The organism is Pedobacter glucosidilyticus DSM 23534 (genome assembly GCF_000425145.1).
GTDB classification, from domain to species: Bacteria; Bacteroidota; Bacteroidia; order Sphingobacteriales; family Sphingobacteriaceae; genus Pseudopedobacter; species Pseudopedobacter glucosidilyticus.
On sequence record NZ_AULF01000013.1, the window covers coordinates 102321 to 120372 of the forward strand.

An 18052-nucleotide genomic window follows, 5' to 3' on the forward strand; every position below is an offset into this window, starting at 1 on the left:
TTAAAACCTTCTGCTATAGCCAATACCAAAACTAAACTGATTTCCCCAAGTATCTGTACTGTACTCTTCATTAACCCAACTGATATCCAAACCTATCAGGTGTTTTCTTTTTAAAACCCTGTTATAACTGATAGCAGCTTTATAGGATTTTAAATTGGCAAAACTATTAATAAAAAGTACTCTTACAGGGTCATCAGGAGATACACCAGTTCCAGCAGCAATATTAAAGAAATCATCCATGTCATCAGAAAAAAATAATCTTGCTGATGCAGTGAAAGAGTATGACCAGGCGGTTTCTCCGGGCGATATGAATGAGCGGATGTTGTAAAAATTATTTCCCAGATATTTACCTATAGCACCGGTAAATAAAAACGTATTTTCAGAGAATCTTAAATATCTAAATCCGATTTCTGCCTCATAACTTTTAGGTAATGTAGCAAATAAAGAATAACCAGCCCTAAAACGTGGGAAAATAGGAGATTCAGAAATGGCAATGCCAATATATTGGTAACCTACGTTTTTTAAAGAGGGATAAGCTTCTATTTCGCCTTGTAAGCCTTCAGAGTCAAAGCGATTGGCATAATAAAATCGGGTATTTACCCTGCCTAGTTTTTTTGACCTATAACCATAACTTATGGTTGCAAAATGCCAGGGTTCATCAAAGCGTTTATCAAAATCAACATATTCATAACTTATACCTATCCTGTTTCTTAGGTTGGTAAGCTTTAAATCATCTAAATAAGCTTTAGCAAGACTATCTTTTAAGATGCTGGGCTTACTTTCTAGGAAATCTATAGCATCAAATGGTTTAAATTGAGCATTAAAAACTTTTGCTTTTTTGATATAAAATAAGGATGTATCCGGATGATAATTTATACCCAGTTCGGCAGTTTTTAAAGCCAAGTCATACCTATCTGCCCAATAATCAGCATCGTAAATACCACTTAAAGCATCTATATCATCATATTGCTTTAATAAAACTTTCTGAAATTCGTTTTTAGCACTATCTGTTTTATCGCTAAAGGTATACAGCCTGCCCAATAAAATTCTTAAATCTTTATAATCAGGACTTTGCTTAATAGCTTGTTTCATGTAAGCAATAGCTTTGGGATAATTATTAAGGGTATAAGCTTCTTTTTTAGCTAAAATCATCAAAGAATCAGAACTTAACCTAGCTGGATTATCCCAAACCTTCTTTCTTTCTTGATAAGCCAATGCTGCACTTTGAACAAAAACCTTGTCAGATTTAAATCTGTCTTGGATATCATTATTGAGTTTACTAGATGCAGCAATATCATTTTCTAGCAGTAATGCTTTTAGTTTTTTAAGGTAGAAAGAACTAGAATCTGGATAGAATTGTATACCCATATCTGCGGCTTTAACCGCTTGCTTATATAAATTATTCCAGTAATACAGGTCGTAAAGCCCATTAATAGCATCTAAATGATTTGGTTCTTGCTTTAAAACCATATCATAAGCCATTTGAGCACTATCTATTTGGTCAGAAAACGTGTAAATTCTCCCCAAAAATGCTCTTACATCGGTATAAGTGGGACTTTTTATCAGCGCTTTTTTTAATAATGTGATAGCTGCCGGATAATTATTATGGGTATAGGCCTCCTTTTTTGCCAATACCATTAAAGAGTCTGAACTCAAATCTTCCTGAGCAACCGTAATTTTAACATGTATAAAAAGAAATAGAGAGAGTAAAACAAGATTTTTAGTGATTTTAGGCAATAGTTGCATTTTAAAAAAGCTGATTTCTAGTATAAATATTATTCAAATGCTGTTCCATATAATTATCTTATTTATAATGATTCTAATTATATTAACATTCTTGATATAATTATACGTAAAACTTAGGGTTTTGTATTTTTGTAGAGATAATATAAAAAATAAATTTTATATACCCTATTAAACAAGCAAAATATTTCAAAGCTTCTGGTTGTATAAACAAATAAATAAAGAGATGAAAAAGAGTTCAATTATTGGGATGATTATAATTGCAATAGCAATTGGTGTTATCATGAGTACTTATGCTGATAGTAGTACCTATGGTTCATTTGGTGATGCGCAAGAAACTCAAAAAGAATTACATGTTGTAGGTACTTTAGTAAAGGAAAAAGAAATGGTTTACAACCCAGAGAAGGATGCAAATTATTTCTCTTTTTACATGCTTGATAATAAAGGAAAAGAATGTAAAGTGGTATTTAGTGGTTCTAAACCACAAGACTTTGAGCGTTCTGAACAAATTGTTTTAACCGGACAAATGGTTGGCTCTAGTTTCCATGCCAACAAAATTCTTATGAAATGCCCTTCTAAATACACAGAAGATCAGGTAGAGGTTGTAGAAGTTAGTGCACAAGCTAAAATTTAAAATTTTTTAATGGATATACAATTTGCAGGTGAACACCTGTTGCCGGGCAAGCTCGGCCAGTTCTTTATTATACTTTCTTTTGGTACATCTTTATTATCCTTAATTGCTTATTACATGGCAACGGTTAATAAAGATAAAAGCGATTTATCTTGGTCTAAAATTGCCAGATATAGTTTTTTTATCAATGTTATAGCTATCATAGGTATAGGTTCTTGTTTATTCTATATCATTTATAACCACATGTTTGAGTACCATTACGCATGGGCTCATTCATCCACCAAACTTCCTGTTTATTATATCATTTCTAGTTTTTGGGAAGGTCAGGAGGGCAGTTTCTGGTTATGGGCTTTTTGGCAAGCTGTTTTAGGCTTAATCCTAATTAAATATGCCAAAACATGGGAAAACGGTGTCATGACTGTGATGGCGTTGTCTCAGTTATTTTTATGTTCTATGCTGTTGGGTGTAGAAGTTCTAGGGGTTAAAATAGGTTCTTCTCCTTTTATTCTTTTAAGAGATGCCATGGAAGCACCAATTTTTTCCAGAGCAGATTACCTTTCTCTCATTCCTGATGGAAATGGTTTAAACCCTTTACTACAGAATTATTGGATGGTTATACACCCTCCAACCTTATTTTTGGGTTTTGCTTCTATGATTGTGCCTTTTGCTTATGGTATAGCAGGTATTTGGGAGAAAAGATACCAAGAATGGGTTAAACCTGCATTGCCATGGTCTTTATTTGCCGTGATGATATTAGGTACGGGTATCATTATGGGATCTTTCTGGGCTTATGAAGCATTAAACTTTGGTGGTTTTTGGGCTTGGGATCCAGTAGAAAACGCCTCTATCATTCCGTGGTTAACTTTAATTGCTGGTGTACACGTATTAATTGCATATAAAAATTCTGGACATAGCTATTTTACAGCCCTTTTCTTAATTTTCATCAGCTTTGTGCTGGTATTATACGCTTCTTTTTTAACCAGAAGTGGTATTTTGGGAGATACATCTGTACATGCCTTTACCTCTATGGGTATGGATATTCAGTTATTGATATACCTAGGCGTGTTCTTTATCATTCCAACTATTCTAATTGTAAAGCATTGGAAAAATTTCCCTATCACCAAAAAAGATGAGGATACTTATTCCAGAGAGTTTTGGTTGTTTATAGGAGCCATTACGCTATCCGTATCCTGTATCCAGATTATAGCCACAACTTCAATACCTGTATTTAATGCTATTTTTGGTACAGAGGTAGCACCCCCAACAGATGTTATCCAACACTACAATAAATGGCAAATTGCTTTTGCTGTGGCAGTAGCCGTAATTTCTGCTTTTTCACAATTTTTAAAATACAAAAAAACCGATGTACGTAAATTCTACATCAGCATAGCCGTTTCTTTTGTAGTTTCCTTATTGCTTACTGCAGTTTTGGTTTACGTAACTCAAGTATATACCAATTTCATGTACATTGTATTAACTTGGGCCTCAGTATTTGCAATTTTGTGTAACGCAAAAATTTTAGGCGAAGCCTTTAAGGGTAAATGGAAACTTTCTGGTTCTGCAGTTGCGCATATAGGTTTTGCTTTGTTATTGATAGGTGCTTTAGTTGCTGCCGCTACCAATAAAGTGATTTCTATCAACAATACCAGCATAGGCTTTGGCGAGGAGTTTGCAAAAAACAACAATCCAAGAGAAAACATCATCCTTTATAAAAATGATCCTGTTGTTATGGATAGGTATACAGTTACTTATCTGGGCGATTCAACATCAGGTGTTAATACCTATTATAAAGTAAATTATAAAGCTTTTGATGATAAGGGGAAGGTTAAAGAGAATTTTAATCTATATCCTAATGCACAACAAAATGCTAAAATGAGGCAAATTATTGCTTCGCCAGATACCAAGCATTATTTGTTACATGATGTTTACACTCACGTAAGTAGTGTGCCTCTAAAAGAAGAAGAGCATGTGCATGATGAACATACAGACCATTCTGAAGATGAGCACTACGAAGAACCTGTACCTCATGAAGTTTCTATTGGAGATACCGTAAGGTTTAGAGAGGGGATGATTATTGTGCGAGGTGTTAATAAAAATGCCGAAATAGAGAATATTGCTTTAACTAAAAACGATGTTGCTATTGGCTTACAGTTAGATGTTATCACAGAAAGTAGTACCTACAAATCAGAACCTATATTCTTGATTAAAGGTAATGCTAAAGTAGATTTTGGCAAAAAAGTAGATGAAGCTGGCTTAAAGCTGCGTTTTACCAATATCATGCCCGAAAAAGATAAATTGGAGCTTACCGTTTATCAAAAACCAAAACAAGATAAAAAAGATTGGATTGTGATGAAAGCCATCATGTTCCCTTATATCAATCTATTCTGGGGTGGTACCATCATCATGGTGATTGGCTTTATCCTTTCTATTTTTAGAAGACAAAAGGAATTAAAATAGGATGAATATTGCTGTTTTAGGAGCAGGAAATATAGCTTGGCATTTATCAAAAGCTTTGATACATGCCGGGCATCCCGTAAAACAAATCTGGAACAGAACAGCCGAAAAAGCAGTAGCTCTGGCCCTAGAAATTGGTGCCGATTCTATCACCCATTTAAATCAAATTGATGCCGATATTGATTTAATCATTATTGCGGTAAGCGATGAGGTTATTACCTCTATAGCTAAAGAATTACAGCTATTGCCTCAACAATTATTGGTACATACATCCGGCTCAACCGCTTTAGATGTGCTATTGCCTTATACCCAAAAAGTTGGGGTACTTTATCCTTTACAAACATTCTCTAAAGCTGTTCAAGTAGATTTCTCTCAAATACCGATAGCAATTGAGGCTTTTGATGAAAGCAGTACACAAGTTTTGTTTAATTTGGCCAAGGCTTTATCTACTAAAACTTATTACATCAACACTCAACAAAGGTTAATGTTACATACAGCAGCAGTATTTGCCTGTAACTTTACCAACCACTTTTATACCATTGCACAAACATTAATGCAGCAATCTGGTCTTGATTTTAATTTGATAAGACCATTAATACAAGAAACGGCAGCCAAGGTGCAGCAAATATTGCCATCAGAAGCACAAACGGGTCCGGCAAAAAGAAACGACCAGCTTACCATCCAAAAGCATTTGGAATTGTTGCAAACCCATACAGCATGGAAATTGCAGTATCAGCAAATAAGTCAAGACATAGTCAAAATGTATGCAAAAGACACGTCTTCGCTTAAATAAATTATTACTTTTGCCAAGGCATGAATATTTACAAGATTAAAATAAATTTCGAGGAAAAAGGTTTAGAGCCAAAAGAGCTGGCCATTGCAGAAGGAGAATCAGTCTTAGACGTTTGTCTGGATAATGGGATAGAGCTACAACACAATTGTGGTGGTGTTTGCGGTTGCAGTACCTGCCATGTGTATGTAAACAAAGGCGAAGACCATATTCAGGAAATATCAGATAAAGAAGAAGACTTTATTGATAGGGCTGTAAATCCCAGGATAAACTCCAGACTAGGTTGCCAGTGTGTGATGATAGACGGAGACATAGAAATTACAATTCCAGACCAATCTCAATTCTTAGGTCATTAAATATAATTATACATGAATAACGATAAATACGCTTTACCCATTCATTGGAATGACTATGAAGATATTGCCATGGGACTTTACGAAAAGTTTGGCGATGAATTTGGCGAATCTAAAATATACCGTATACGCTTTACAGACTTAATGAATTGGGTATTAGAACTACCTAGTTTTGCAGGCACTAAAGAAGAGTGTAATGAAGGGCATTTAGAGCAAATCCAATCTGCCTGGGTATACGAGTGGAGAGACAACCAATAAGTCTTCTAAATACCCATGCTAGATAAACTTAAAAACATAAACACATTCATTTTTGATGTCGATGGTGTTTTAACCAATGGTCATGTTTTGGTAACAGAAACCGGCGAACAGTTAAGGCAATTTAATATCAAAGATGGTTATGCTCTACAATTGGCCGTAAAGAAAGGGTATAACATTATTGTTATTTCTGGTGCTAAATCTAGCGGGGTAGAGAAAAGATTATTAGGTTTAGGTATTAAGCATATATTTTTAGGTGTTTCGGATAAAATGGCTGTATACCATCAACTTATCAAAGAAGCAAGGCTTAAAGCTGATGATTTTCTTTATGTAGGTGATGATATTCCTGATTTAGCGATTATGAAATTGGCACCTCTGGCCGTTTGCCCTTCTGATGCTGTAGAAGAAATAAAAGAAGCAGCACATTATATATCTCCAAAAGCTGGTGGTGCTGGTGTTGCCAGAGATATCATAGAAAAGGTTTTAAAAATTCAGCAAAACTGGTTTGATGCTCAGCCTAGTGCACATGATGGTGCCATCAGCAGGTAATATCTTTTAGTACATCATTCCATCTAAAATTACAAAGCCATTTTATATCCTTGCTAGAGGCATAAAAATTGGTTGTTGCTACAGGTTCAATCACTTTTATATGAGCCAAAATGGTATTTAATACTCTTTTAATACTAATCATACAATTTTCTACATCCGGTTTAAAATACCGGTCTGTTTGATATTTAGGGTCATCAGTAGTTTTTAAACTCATGATAACACTTTCTTCGCTGCTATCAAACTCATGGTTAAAAGCTATACTTTCTATCTCTAGCCAAAAGATGTTTTTTTGAGAGAAGCAGTTATTCAAAATCTTAATATAATCGCCAACCTGGGCAGTTCTTTGTACTTCATAACCAAAACGATCATGCAAAATAAACTGCGAATTTAAATTTTGTAAATGATGTTTACCCCAATGGTTAACATTTAATAAACGTTGTCTGCAATCTCTATAAAATTGCCAAATTTGCGAGGCATTATCCATCCGTATAAATGCTCTAAACTCTTTTTCATGATGCTTAGCATGCTGCAAAGGTTGAAATTGGTTTTTCATGTCTTAAACAATGATAGGTAAACTAGCAAAGCATCAACATAATTGATACCAAAAAATTAAATTTAAATTAGCGCTTTATTTAGGATATTTTTATCCGCATAAGGACTCAAAATTTATTAAAACCATGAATAACAAACTCTATTTAGCATCAAAATCACCAAGAAGACAAGAATTGTTAAACCTTATGGGATATAGTTTTGAGCTGCTTTTAAAAGATGTAGATGAAAGTTATCCCGCTGATTTAGCCCCTACAGAGGTAGCTGCTTTTATTGCCGATAAAAAAGCCGCTGCTTTTGACATCCCAGAAAATGGGTTATTAATTACTGCCGATACCATTGTTTTAATAGATGATGAGATTTTAGGAAAACCTACCAACGAAGCTGATGCTATAGCGATGATTGGCAAATTGGCCGGAAGAAAACATCAGGTGATTACGGGGGTAAGTATAAGATCAGCCACGAAGCAAATTACTTTTAGTGAAGAAACTTTGGTTTATTTTAATCCTTTAAGCCTTGATGAAATTAGCTATTATGTAAAACACCACAAACCTTTTGATAAAGCAGGTGCTTATGGCATACAAGATTGGATAGGTTTAATAGCTGTAAATAGGATAGAGGGTTCTTATACCAATGTGATGGGTTTACCTACCGATAAATTAAGAAAAGTTTTACTGGCAGAGTTTTAAATACCTTATGGTATAGCATCTAAACGGGGTTAAATCCATCAATTTCCATTATTTCTTTTTTTTAGAAGGATTAATTTTTCACATCTTATTCGCCACTGGTTGGGTGCTTGGCTTATTATAGTTATCATAAGCAGAATGAAAATTTAAAAGGTTTATCGTAAGAAATATCCATCAGGGGTATGTTTTTACAAGTATAGTCTTCTCAAACATCACAGCAATATTGCTGCTGGATATATCCTTTTAAATTTCGTTAATCTCATTTTTTTTCATTTTAAATTCAGCATAAACTGCATCAGAATTTTGGCTTTACCATTATAAAACTTAAACCATAGCTAACAGGGTACTAACAGGGTCATAACAGGGTACAAACTATATTTAATACCCTATAAATAACCTGTGATTTACAAGTTAGTATAGAGTAAGTTAAGAAGAAGCTAAAGTGTAGGGATGAAGTGTTGAATACATGAGTTTATAAAAAATATTTTTAAGCTATACTGATGATGAGTAATGCCTCAAATATTTTATAAAATCACTTTAACCAAAAAATAGAGTATTTACGAGCTTAACCTATAGTTTAATGAAGGAGTTTGTTTAGGTGTTACCGATGTAGATATGTTACTTACAAGTATATCATAAAATTATCCGTGTATATCCGTGTATATCCGTGTATATCCGGATATACACGGATAATAGTTTTCTTAATCCTTATTATTGTTGGAATTTTTAGATAAAGTAATGAAAATCGTTTTATATGTAAGGCTATCTAAACATCATGAAAAACAGGTTTATACGTATTTCTTTCAGAAAAATTTAGCCTTATTTAAATGGTTATTGAATTTAGATTTCTTTAATTATGATGCAAAGCTAAAACTTCTCTATACACTAGCAGATGATGATATTCTGGAAAAACTGGTGAGCTTATCAAATAATAAATTGGTTATAAATAAAAGTTACATACAGGCCGATGCGATTAAGCAAGCACAAAGAGTTAATAAGAAGGTTCAAAATCGTTTTGAAATACCCAAACATGATTATAAACAGTTACGCTTATTTGTTAAAACTGCTATTATACAGGATAAAAAGTTTTATTTGTTAACAACAGAGCATGTAAATAGATGTAAAGAAGTTATTAAAGGACATGATTTTATCCAGTATAATAGGAAGTTAGACGCTTTTTTGATTCCGCATCAAGAAAAAGACTTATTAAGTTTACTTAAGATTGTAAAGGGTAAGCTATTTATAGCTATTCATCAACACGTTAATATTCAAAGTTTGTATTTAAATTCTCTTATTTGGAGTCAATCTTATAACGTTGATATAGAAGTTCCAAATTCATATTTATTGCATCTGAAAGCTAATAATTATAGTTTAAACACCATACAAAATTACTATACATCTTTCTTTCAATTTTTATGTTACTGCCGTTATTTAAATCTTGATTATCAGAAACTTACTCCAGAAGAGATAAATAATTTGGTTGTTAAATTAAGCTTAAAAAACGCTCTAAGCACTAGTAGTTCTCATTCGATCATCAATGCCATTATGTACTATTATAGAAGTTTATTAGGTTTAAAGGCTTATCAAAATCAAATTATCAGACCTAAGAAAGAGAAAGTATTACCTAAGGTAGTGGATTCAAACACTATAGCCACTATCATTAAGAGTTGTGAGAACATAAAGCATAAAGCTATGTTATCGCTCATTTATGCTTGTGGGCTTAGGGCTAGCGAGTTAATTAATCTAAAAGTAGAAGATATTGATAGTAAAAGAATGTTGATACATATACACTATGCAAAAGGGAAGAAAGATCGTCAGGTTATGTTATCAGAAAAGCTATTAACAATATTGAAATTATACTATAAGGAACATAAGCCCAAATATTATCTATTTCAAGGGCAATACGAAGATCAGTATGCTGTAAGCTCTTTAAGACAAGTCTTGAAAAAAGCCTGTTTAAAAGCTGGAATTAAGCAACCCATAACATTACATTGGTTAAGGCACTCTTTTGCAACACATCTTTTAGAAGCCGGTACAGATATACGCTATATACAACAGCTTTTGGGGCATAGCAGCACCAAAACCACCGAAATTTATACTCATGTAAGTACAAAGCATATTAGCCAAATAAAAAGTCCTTTAGATAATTTGAATATTTAAAATCTAATACTAAATTGTAACTTAATCGAAAAATATGCGCTATAGTATAGCGGATATTTACTAGTTATAGCCAATTTTAAAATCGATAACAATGGGATTAGACATGATACCAATGGGGAAACCCAAACCTGGATTTGAGAAACGTTTCATTGAGATATTTGAAATGGTTTCTAAAGACAATATTCCTCAACCTTCATTTCTTGACAAACTTAAGGGGAAAAAATATCCGACCAAAGACGAACTTTTGCAAGAATGGTTAGCTAACCAAATCCAGACTTATGAGACAATTAAAGCACCGAGGGTTGGAAGGGACAAAGAGGCTGACGAATGGATTAGAAACAAATACAATGAGATTGAACAAAAGGTCCCTATAGAGCAATTCTTGAAAGACTATGACGGCTATTATGTAATTGAGCTTGCAAAAGAACAAGACGGAGTTCCTGTATATATTGCAATGGGACAGGACGAAAATGTGTTTCGTGGACAATTCCTTCAAGACTGCATTGACTTAATCGGCGAAGATTTGGTAAATGAAGCGTGGGAGACAAAACTTGCTGAAGCAACATTAGATTATGGGCAAAGACTTATGACAATTGCAGACAAAATCGCAAACGAAAAGAATTTACAATATTTAAAAGACCAGCGTTTACCACCCGATACAGACGAAGACAGTATTGAAAGTAAAATTCATATAGTTTTCTCTCTTGCAAAATGGTTAATCTTTTATGGAAAAAATGGACATGGCTATGAGGCTGACTTCTAAAAGAAAAACTGGCTATAACAGCACCTACCCAAAAGGCTGGGGTAGTGGTTTTTCCGAATGTTAAATGGAAAATCGAGAAGTAACAGAAATAAGAATAAATTTGAGTAAAAGATCAGCCCTCCGGGTAGCTGCGAAACGTCAAACTGTCTAAAAACCTCAAAATTGAAATTCTATATACGGACACCTATCTTACAAAATTCTTGTATATTCAATTCTCAGCGATTAGATTTAGGTTTTTAGACAAACTGACGTTATAGCCAATTTTAGGACGACACCAAACTAACGACAGAAACAGAAATTTGAAACGAAAAATCACATACGGACTTTTGACAATTCTACTTTTTGGAGGGCTCTATTTCGGACTTCGTTTTGCATACGGACTTTTTACGCCTTTCAACTTTTGGACAGCGGGACAAGACATTAAAAACGGAAAAATTCAAATAACTGAAATTGGAGAAATGCCATTGAACTTTGAGCAAAAACAAAAACTTGCTAACTCTTATGGTTTTGACTTTAATCTATTTGGTTGCAATGTGACAACAGACGTAATAAACGGGACAGAATATTACAATAAGACAATGGTTCACCACTTGGAAAGCAAATATGGTATTGGTTGGTGGGCAAAATTTAATGCTCAACTTGACAGCATTGACAAGGCAAATTCGGCTGACCTGACAATTGACAAAGTATTAGACCTTGTTGCAGAACGGAAGATAGTAAAAGACCAAATTAAACTCATTGACAGTTTATCAAAAAGCCAAAGACACATTTCACTTGTTCCGACCATGGACGACTCAACGAAAAATATTTACCTTGTGAAAGTTGGCGAAGACAACGGAATGAATTTAGTAACTTATTACAACTTTTTGGTGGACGCAAACTCAATGACAATTATTAACGCAGACGGAAAACTTGAAGGACAATGAAAAGAAAAACTGGCTATAACAGCACCTACAAGAAATTGGCGATTCAGTGGTTAAATGAAGTTTTGTGCTTCGTATCAAGTTCGGTGGTGGCAGACAGTTTTCGTCTCCGAAATCGCCAACTTCTTGTAGCTGCAAAACGTTATAAGCCATTATAAAAACTCGACATAAATGAACCACTTGAAATTCTTGATACTCACATTAGTCTTATTTTTTTGTGTAAACAAATCTAAGGCACAAGTCGACCATTTAGAACCAGTAGGAGGAATCTTTGATGTTTATAGCTTTCAGTTTGATTATTATTCCAGTGTAAGAAAAGTACTTTTCAATGGGTTGACTGATGACCCTGAAATAAGATTTTTAGTAATGCCATCATTTAGTCCAGAAAATGTTTTAGATATAATCAAAGACGAAGAAAAAGATAAATATTATATTGAGTATCACATAGCAGAACAGAGCATTTGGTATTCGAAAAATAAAGCTGATGTGAAAATATCTAAATTTCGAAAACAGTTATCAAAGTCTTCTGTGGAACTTATAAAAAACCTGTACCGAACTGCGATTTTAAATTCAAGATTTATCCATAAAGAAAGTTTAGGAGTTGACGGAACTCAATACTTTTTTTCAATTAACGACAGAGGTCTTAAAACTGGAACCGTATGGTCACCGGGGGAAAAGAGCTCAATGAGGGAATTAGTTGAAGTGGGATATGGTTTAATTGAATTTGTTAAAAGTGACAAAGTCGAAATCAATAACGACCTAGAAGAAAGAATAAGAAATTTAATTATAAAACTAAAATAACGGCTTATAACAGCAAATTTGTTCAAAAATGGCTGACGGTGGTTTACGTCGATTCATCAGTTATTTATTTAATTTAGTGCGGTACGACGATGGTTCTGCAAGCAATGCCATTTCTGCACAAATTTTCAAAACGTTGTGCGTCATTTTAATGAAAGACCTGCTAAACATATTAATTGCCGAAAGACAGACACTTTTACGTGGACTAACAATCTCGTTTTTACTTGTTTTTCCATTCACGTTCTTGCCGACAATAATTAGTAACGGTTGGACTTTACAACCAATTATTCAAAGAATTCCAGACTCGACACTTTATGCTTTTGGTTTTTCATTCATAGTGGTAGTTGCTTCTGTGCTTCATAATTACAATAACCTTGTTGACAGGAAAAGGATATTTGACAAACCAGCGTTTAAAAAACTTGACTTCTATGGACGACTTGACGGTTTAGGAAGCATTGTAAGCGAACTTGAAACATTCCTTTTAGGTAAAATTGACAAATACTACTACCGACTAAATATCATTGACCCTGACCTAAAGAAATTCAAAGTTGAAATCATACCGTTAATAGACTTCACAGACAACGAAGAATTGAAAGAAATACTAAAAAAGGAGCACAATTTCAGAGAAGACTTATTAGTTGGACAACTCATAAACCTAACAGAACAAGACCTTGAAAATGAAAATTTACTTCGGGACAGATTATTAAATTTGGACAAAATATTAATGGAATTAGGAGCAGTAAAACTTGACATTAACGAAAATGACCTTGACGACTAAAGAAGAAAAACGAACGCACAACAGCACCTACCCAAAAGTGGCGGTCCAGTGGTTAAATCAAGCTTTGTGCTTCTATCAAAGTTTGTGCTTGGCTGACAGTGAAGTGCTTCGAAATCGCCACCTTCGGGTAGCTGCAAAACGTTAGGCACAATTATAAACAGACACCGTAACAATGAATATTGCTTATAAGACAAGAAATTTTTATCCTTACGAGTTACGAATATTAAAGACATTGAAAACTCAGAAAGAAAAAGAAACAAGTAGTAAAATTAAGTTCTATCATTATCTTATTGCAGGACTTTTAGGGGCAAGTTTGACATATGTTACGGCTATAATTCCTGATAGCTTTTGGACTTTTCTTTTCGGGACAATTGCTGTTTTTGCTTTTGCATTTATTGTATTTATGCCTTACGAAATCTACAAAAAGAAAAATCGATATAAATTATTTTTGCGACAACTAAGCACAACTTTAGAGAAAGGAACGGTTGACACTTGTGTAGTTAAAACCAAAAGAATTGCAATAGCACCAGAATATGAAGATGAAAGTGACTTGTATATTATTGAACTTAACGACAACGAAGTTTTATATCTGTGGGACACCGAATACAATCTTAATAAAAAGTTCCCTTGTTTAGACTTTGAAATATACGAGGACAGCTTTTTCAAACTCATAGGCAGACAGATTTACCCGTTAAGCGAAAAAATCCAACCAGTGAAAATTGACAAGAACGCAAAATGGAATTTTATGAAAACATATGGAGCATCTGGACATTTAGAAACCGAAAATATAAACTTTGACGAACTACTACAGAAATATAATAACTGTGCCTAACAGCAGCTACCCAAAAGTGGCGGTTCAGAGACTAAATCAAGCTTTGTGCTTCTATCAAAGTTACAACTTGCTTGACAGTGAAGCGCTTCGAAATCGCCACCTTCGGGTAGCTGCAAAACGTTATATGCAACCCTAACGAACCACAGTGCAACCAACAAAATAAAAGAAAATAAATGCAAATAGACTTCATTGGACACGGACTTAACACGGACAACAGATTAAATGTTGGCGACCAGTTAGCGACTTCCTTTGGCAGTTCACACTTTGACAGTTTTATTGGTTTTGTTGCATTTGCTGCAATTTCAGGCGTAAATAAATTATTACCGTCAATATTAACAGCTCAAAGGAAATATAAGAAACTAGTTTTTTTTATTGGCGTTGACAACAAAGGGACATCAAAAGAAGCTCTTGAATTACTTTTAGAGAAAAATATTGAAACTTATATTTATCATAAGGACGCAGAACAGATAACCTATCATCCAAAGCTTTTTTTATTTGAAGGAATCAGACACACAAGAGTAATTATTGGTTCTTCAAATCTTACATATTCAGGTTTCTTAAACAACATTGAAGCATCAATACAACTTGACTTCAAAACTGGCACAGACAAGCAAGGAAACAAACTTTTGAAAGAAGTTAAAAGTTACTTTGCAAACTTAATTGACCTTTCCGACAATAGCGTTTTTAAACTTGACAAAGAACTAATTGAAAAATATGATAAGGCGGGACTTTTATATTCACAAATAAGAACAGGAAAAGGCACATCCGAAGAACAACCAAATGATGGCGAAAACCCTGAAGAAAAATCTATTACAACACCATTTTACACAGACGAATTTGGTGACGGTCAAGAACCAATTGAACGACCAACTTATGAAAGGAAAATAAACGTTACCGCAAACGATTATGAAGTATTTCCCTATTTTCTTGAACGATACAAAATTTACAAAAGAGATGTAAGAACTTCGGGAGTTGTTTACAAAGACACTAAAGTTCCAGAAGAAATGGAGTTGTTAGTTTGGTATCAAAGAATGAAAGAACTTATTAAACACAATGCTTTGCCTGACGAACTTGCAATGCAACTAATTGACGCTGATTTCCCAATTGAGAACGGTTGGATAAACACAATTAGAATGTGGTGGGACATTAAGTTTCAAAAACTACTGGAATTTAAAGAGAAAGAACAAAAGCATTTAGATTACACATACGTCATTCAGACAAAAAACCCTGATAGTCCGCATTATGAATTAGGTAGATGGATTGCCCAACAAAAACAAAGAAGAAAAGGACAAAATGGTTCTGCTTGGACTGATTACGAAGAAGAAAAAATGAAGTCCATAAACTATATGTGGGATGTTCCAGATTTTGGCGACTTTGGAAGCAAACCTAAAGATGATGATTGGGCAGACAGATTAGTTGAACTCGAAGAATATTATAGTGATAAGAATAATTTCAAAACTATTCCTCATCAAAGCACTAAACTTGGAAAGTGGTTAAACGAACAAATTACTTTAAAACTTACTGGAAGCAGGGGAAAAGTAAAAAAATTCTTGCATCCAATAAGAGAAGCAATGCTTGGTGATGTTTTAAGTAAAAATGGTGTAGAATGGAAATGGCAAGAACAAAAAGAAAGAGAAGCAATTATTAATGGACTTGCTAGATGGAACGAGTGGAAAGAATGGCAAAAAACGGTCGTAGGCAGACAACTTACAGAAGAAGAAAAAAAGTATCACAAGACAAATCAGGATTGGGTTTCGCAAACAAGACACAGAACTAAAAAATGGGAACCTTGGAAAATTGACTTGCTATTTAAAGCTGGTTTTCCAATACCAAAATCGGACGACAACACAAATGACTGAAAGAAGGGCAGCATATAACAGCACCTACCCAAAAGTGGCGGTTCAGTGGTTAAATCAAGCTTTGTGCTTCTATCAAAGTTTCTGCTTGGTTGACAGTGAAGTGCTTCGAAATCGCCACCTTCGGGTAGCTGCAAAACGTTAGCGGTCAGGCTAAAAAGACAGACACGATGATAAAGAAATGGTTACAAGACATATTTGACAAAAAAGAATCCATAGAGATTAAAGAATGGAGAACTGATAATTCTATTCTCAAATTCCTTTCTTCAAACTTGGACGAAAACGGTAATCTGTCTGAAAAAGCACACGACCTTCCAGACGAGAAAAAAGATGATGACAAGTTAAGATTTGCACCGGGACTGATGGATGCAATGTTTGGTGCAGATGATTCAGATGACTCTAAAAAAAGAATTAGAGAGTTAACAAAACACCTTAAAAGGGTTGCTTCAAAAGGTGACAAAATAAACGAACAGGAATTTTACCGACTAATCACAGAAAACGAAGGTGTGATAGGAATTATTGATGACTTTTTACAAGTTATAGTTAATGATTCATTACCGATTGAACCTTATCTTTTTAATTATGCAAAAGATTTAACCACAAAAACAGACAAAAGAAATGTAGTAAAATTTGGGATTGCAATTTTAGGATTGTGCCAAAATAAATCTGTTCTTAACGACATTAAGATTTTAGGCTTACACGATGAGTTTACTGTTTATTCAACAATTGCCATTGCAAATTTATCGGACAATGCAGAAAATGACCTTTGGGAATTAGCGAAGAAAGTTGACGGTTGGGGTAAAATTCAATTAGTTGACCGATTATCAAGACCTGAATTAAACGAGCCAATCAAAGATTGGCTGATTTATGAAGGGTATAAAAACAGCATTATGTATGAATACTTGGCATACACTTGTGCTATTAATGGAGAACTTCATAAGAAATTAGAACCCGATGAAATAAACCACAAACTTTTCAAGTCGGCTTCTGACATAATTGAAGCACTTATTGCCATTGGTGGGCCAGCTGAAGACATAACTACCTACCCTTTTGCTTCACAAGTCATCGAAGATTTCATAAGACACGCCAAAATCCAAGCTAACGACATTTCTGACTTTAACGCATTACACAAAATCAAAGACTTTCTTACAGAGTTACAAAATGACATTGGGGAACAAAAAGAAAATGGTTGGACTCAAGATATTATCTCAAACTGCTTAATTGAAATCGTTGAAATATTAAACAGTAGAGATTGGAAAGTTGCAGTATTTGAAGGATTAAAAAGCAATGATAATGTGATGTATTGGAACGCCAAACACGCAGCGGAAAAATTGGAGATTGATTTATGGGAAACAGTTTGGGCAAAACTGCAAGAGAAACCTTTGGATAGTTCTTCTTTGTATGACGTTACACATTATAGCAAACCAGAACACTCTGATTTAATCATAGACTTTGCTCTAAAACACTTGCCTTTAGACGAAATGGCAACGGGACCGAGAGATTCAATGGGTTTTGGAGAGAACTATAACAAATTTGGTAGTTTAGATTATGTCATTACATTTTTGGAAAACTATCCAAAAAAAGGAGAGCAAATTATTCTAACAGGATTAAAATGCCCTGTTACGAGAAACCGAAATATGGCTATTAAAGTTTTGGACAAGTGGAAAAAAGAAAATTGGTCGCCAGAGATTGAAAGAGAAATTAGGCATTTAGCAGAAATTGAACCGAACAACGACACAAAAGAGAACATTAAACGACTTTTGAATGGACAAGAACTCAAATAAAGCCCGAACCGCTAACAGGCGTAACTGTTGCACAACTCACTAAATAGTTAATAAAATCATTTTATTAAGTAAAGAAGCGTTATTTAAAGCTGATATAAGCGAGGCTCATTTTTTTTGGTGTTTTATTGTTTGTAAAAAAAGCGAGTCT

Annotated in this window: 17 protein-coding genes; 15 read left to right on the forward strand and 2 right to left on the reverse strand. The window is 34.1% G+C overall.

Translation table 11 applies throughout. From position 1 onward, the window contains the following. Window positions 1-1746 (reverse strand): YaiO family outer membrane beta-barrel protein, encoded by a 1746-nt coding sequence (locus H510_RS19510; RefSeq protein ID WP_026903407.1) that lies wholly within the window; start codon window positions 1744-1746, stop codon window positions 1-3. 223 nt (window positions 1747-1969) lie between these two features. On the opposite strand from H510_RS19510, the gene H510_RS0105560 reads away from it, so the two are divergent. The 6 genes from H510_RS0105560 to H510_RS0105585 are packed head-to-tail and all read left to right on the forward strand — an operon-like array spanning window position 1970 to window position 6775. Next, on the forward strand, window positions 1970-2377 hold the full coding sequence (locus tag H510_RS0105560) for a cytochrome c maturation protein CcmE domain-containing protein (protein WP_026903408.1): 408 nt from the start codon (window positions 1970-1972) through the stop codon (window positions 2375-2377). Window positions 2378-2386: 9 nt separating this feature from the next. Beyond that, window positions 2387-4831: a heme lyase CcmF/NrfE family subunit gene (locus tag H510_RS0105565; protein WP_026903409.1), complete on the forward strand. Its 2445-nt coding sequence runs from the start codon at window positions 2387-2389 to the stop codon at window positions 4829-4831. A gap of 1 nt (window position 4832) precedes the next feature. After that, window positions 4833-5621, forward strand: a complete 789-nt coding sequence (locus H510_RS0105570; protein WP_026903410.1) for a Rossmann-like and DUF2520 domain-containing protein — start codon at window positions 4833-4835, stop codon at window positions 5619-5621. Between the two features lie 20 nt (window positions 5622-5641). Beyond that, entirely contained in the window at window positions 5642-5974 is a 333-nt protein-coding gene (locus H510_RS0105575) for a 2Fe-2S iron-sulfur cluster-binding protein (protein ID WP_026903411.1), read from the forward strand. A gap of 12 nt (window positions 5975-5986) precedes the next feature. Next, window positions 5987-6229 (forward strand): Fe-S cluster assembly protein IscX, encoded by a 243-nt coding sequence (gene iscX, locus H510_RS0105580; protein WP_026903412.1) that lies wholly within the window; start codon window positions 5987-5989, stop codon window positions 6227-6229. A gap of 15 nt (window positions 6230-6244) precedes the next feature. Then, window positions 6245-6775, forward strand: coding sequence for a KdsC family phosphatase (locus tag H510_RS0105585; RefSeq protein WP_026903413.1), 531 nt, complete (start codon window positions 6245-6247; stop codon window positions 6773-6775). Here H510_RS0105585 and H510_RS0105590 read toward each other — a convergent pair. Beyond that, a complete protein-coding gene (locus H510_RS0105590; protein ID WP_026903414.1) occupies window positions 6765-7328 on the reverse strand; it encodes a hypothetical protein in 564 nt (187 codons plus the stop codon). The two genes, H510_RS0105585 and H510_RS0105590, sit on opposite strands and share 11 nt — an antisense overlap. A gap of 124 nt (window positions 7329-7452) precedes the next feature. On the opposite strand from H510_RS0105590, the gene H510_RS0105595 reads away from it, so the two are divergent. The 9 genes from H510_RS0105595 (at window position 7453) to H510_RS0105635 (ending at window position 17904) form a co-directional block, all read left to right on the forward strand. Continuing rightward, window positions 7453-8013: a Maf family nucleotide pyrophosphatase gene (locus tag H510_RS0105595; protein WP_036692044.1), complete on the forward strand. Its 561-nt coding sequence runs from the start codon at window positions 7453-7455 to the stop codon at window positions 8011-8013. 735 nt (window positions 8014-8748) lie between these two features. Next, window positions 8749-10170: a tyrosine-type recombinase/integrase gene (locus tag H510_RS19515; protein WP_081659199.1), complete on the forward strand. Its 1422-nt coding sequence runs from the start codon at window positions 8749-8751 to the stop codon at window positions 10168-10170. 91 nt (window positions 10171-10261) lie between these two features. Next, window positions 10262-10933, forward strand: coding sequence for a hypothetical protein (locus tag H510_RS0105605; protein WP_026903417.1), 672 nt, complete (start codon window positions 10262-10264; stop codon window positions 10931-10933). Between the two features lie 299 nt (window positions 10934-11232). Then, entirely contained in the window at window positions 11233-11859 is a 627-nt protein-coding gene (locus H510_RS0105610) for an FEKKY domain-containing protein (RefSeq protein WP_155977851.1), read from the forward strand. Between the two features lie 168 nt (window positions 11860-12027). Next, a complete protein-coding gene (locus H510_RS0105615) occupies window positions 12028-12657 on the forward strand; it encodes a hypothetical protein (RefSeq protein ID WP_026903419.1) in 630 nt (209 codons plus the stop codon). A 28-nt stretch (window positions 12658-12685) separates the two neighbouring features. Beyond that, complete coding sequence (locus tag H510_RS0105620; RefSeq protein ID WP_051291071.1) at window positions 12686-13432, forward strand: hypothetical protein; 747 nt, start codon at window positions 12686-12688, stop codon at window positions 13430-13432. A 172-nt stretch (window positions 13433-13604) separates the two neighbouring features. After that, window positions 13605-14264 carry a hypothetical protein gene (locus tag H510_RS0105625; RefSeq protein WP_026903421.1) on the forward strand — a complete coding sequence of 220 codons (660 nt, stop codon included), beginning with the start codon at window positions 13605-13607 and terminating at the stop codon, window positions 14262-14264. Between the two features lie 173 nt (window positions 14265-14437). After that, the gene (locus H510_RS0105630; RefSeq protein ID WP_026903422.1) at window positions 14438-16123 is read left to right on the forward strand and encodes a phospholipase D-like domain-containing protein; all 1686 of its coding nucleotides are present in this window, start codon (window positions 14438-14440) and stop codon (window positions 16121-16123) included. Between the two features lie 167 nt (window positions 16124-16290). Continuing rightward, window positions 16291-17904, forward strand: coding sequence for a hypothetical protein (locus tag H510_RS0105635; RefSeq protein ID WP_026903423.1), 1614 nt, complete (start codon window positions 16291-16293; stop codon window positions 17902-17904). Window positions 17905-18052: the final 148 nt, after the last annotated feature.

Coding starts and splice junctions, on each gene's coding strand:
- H510_RS19510 (WP_026903407.1), bottom strand. CDS start 1,746: ATGCAACTATTGCCTAAAATCACTAAAAATCTTGTTTTACTCTCTCTA.
- H510_RS0105560 (WP_026903408.1), top strand. CDS start 1,970: ATGAAAAAGAGTTCAATTATTGGGATGATTATAATTGCAATAGCAATT.
- H510_RS0105565 (WP_026903409.1), top strand. CDS start 2,387: ATGGATATACAATTTGCAGGTGAACACCTGTTGCCGGGCAAGCTCGGC.
- H510_RS0105570 (WP_026903410.1), top strand. CDS start 4,833: ATGAATATTGCTGTTTTAGGAGCAGGAAATATAGCTTGGCATTTATCA.
- H510_RS0105575 (WP_026903411.1), top strand. CDS start 5,642: ATGAATATTTACAAGATTAAAATAAATTTCGAGGAAAAAGGTTTAGAG.
- iscX (WP_026903412.1), top strand. CDS start 5,987: ATGAATAACGATAAATACGCTTTACCCATTCATTGGAATGACTATGAA.
- H510_RS0105585 (WP_026903413.1), top strand. CDS start 6,245: ATGCTAGATAAACTTAAAAACATAAACACATTCATTTTTGATGTCGAT.
- H510_RS0105590 (WP_026903414.1), bottom strand. CDS start 7,328: ATGAAAAACCAATTTCAACCTTTGCAGCATGCTAAGCATCATGAAAAA.
- H510_RS0105595 (WP_036692044.1), top strand. CDS start 7,453: ATGAATAACAAACTCTATTTAGCATCAAAATCACCAAGAAGACAAGAA.
- H510_RS19515 (WP_081659199.1), top strand. CDS start 8,749: ATGAAAATCGTTTTATATGTAAGGCTATCTAAACATCATGAAAAACAG.
- H510_RS0105605 (WP_026903417.1), top strand. CDS start 10,262: ATGGGATTAGACATGATACCAATGGGGAAACCCAAACCTGGATTTGAG.
- H510_RS0105615 (WP_026903419.1), top strand. CDS start 12,028: ATGAACCACTTGAAATTCTTGATACTCACATTAGTCTTATTTTTTTGT.
- H510_RS0105620 (WP_051291071.1), top strand. CDS start 12,686: ATGGCTGACGGTGGTTTACGTCGATTCATCAGTTATTTATTTAATTTA.
- H510_RS0105625 (WP_026903421.1), top strand. CDS start 13,605: ATGAATATTGCTTATAAGACAAGAAATTTTTATCCTTACGAGTTACGA.
- H510_RS0105630 (WP_026903422.1), top strand. CDS start 14,438: ATGCAAATAGACTTCATTGGACACGGACTTAACACGGACAACAGATTA.
- H510_RS0105635 (WP_026903423.1), top strand. CDS start 16,291: ATGATAAAGAAATGGTTACAAGACATATTTGACAAAAAAGAATCCATA.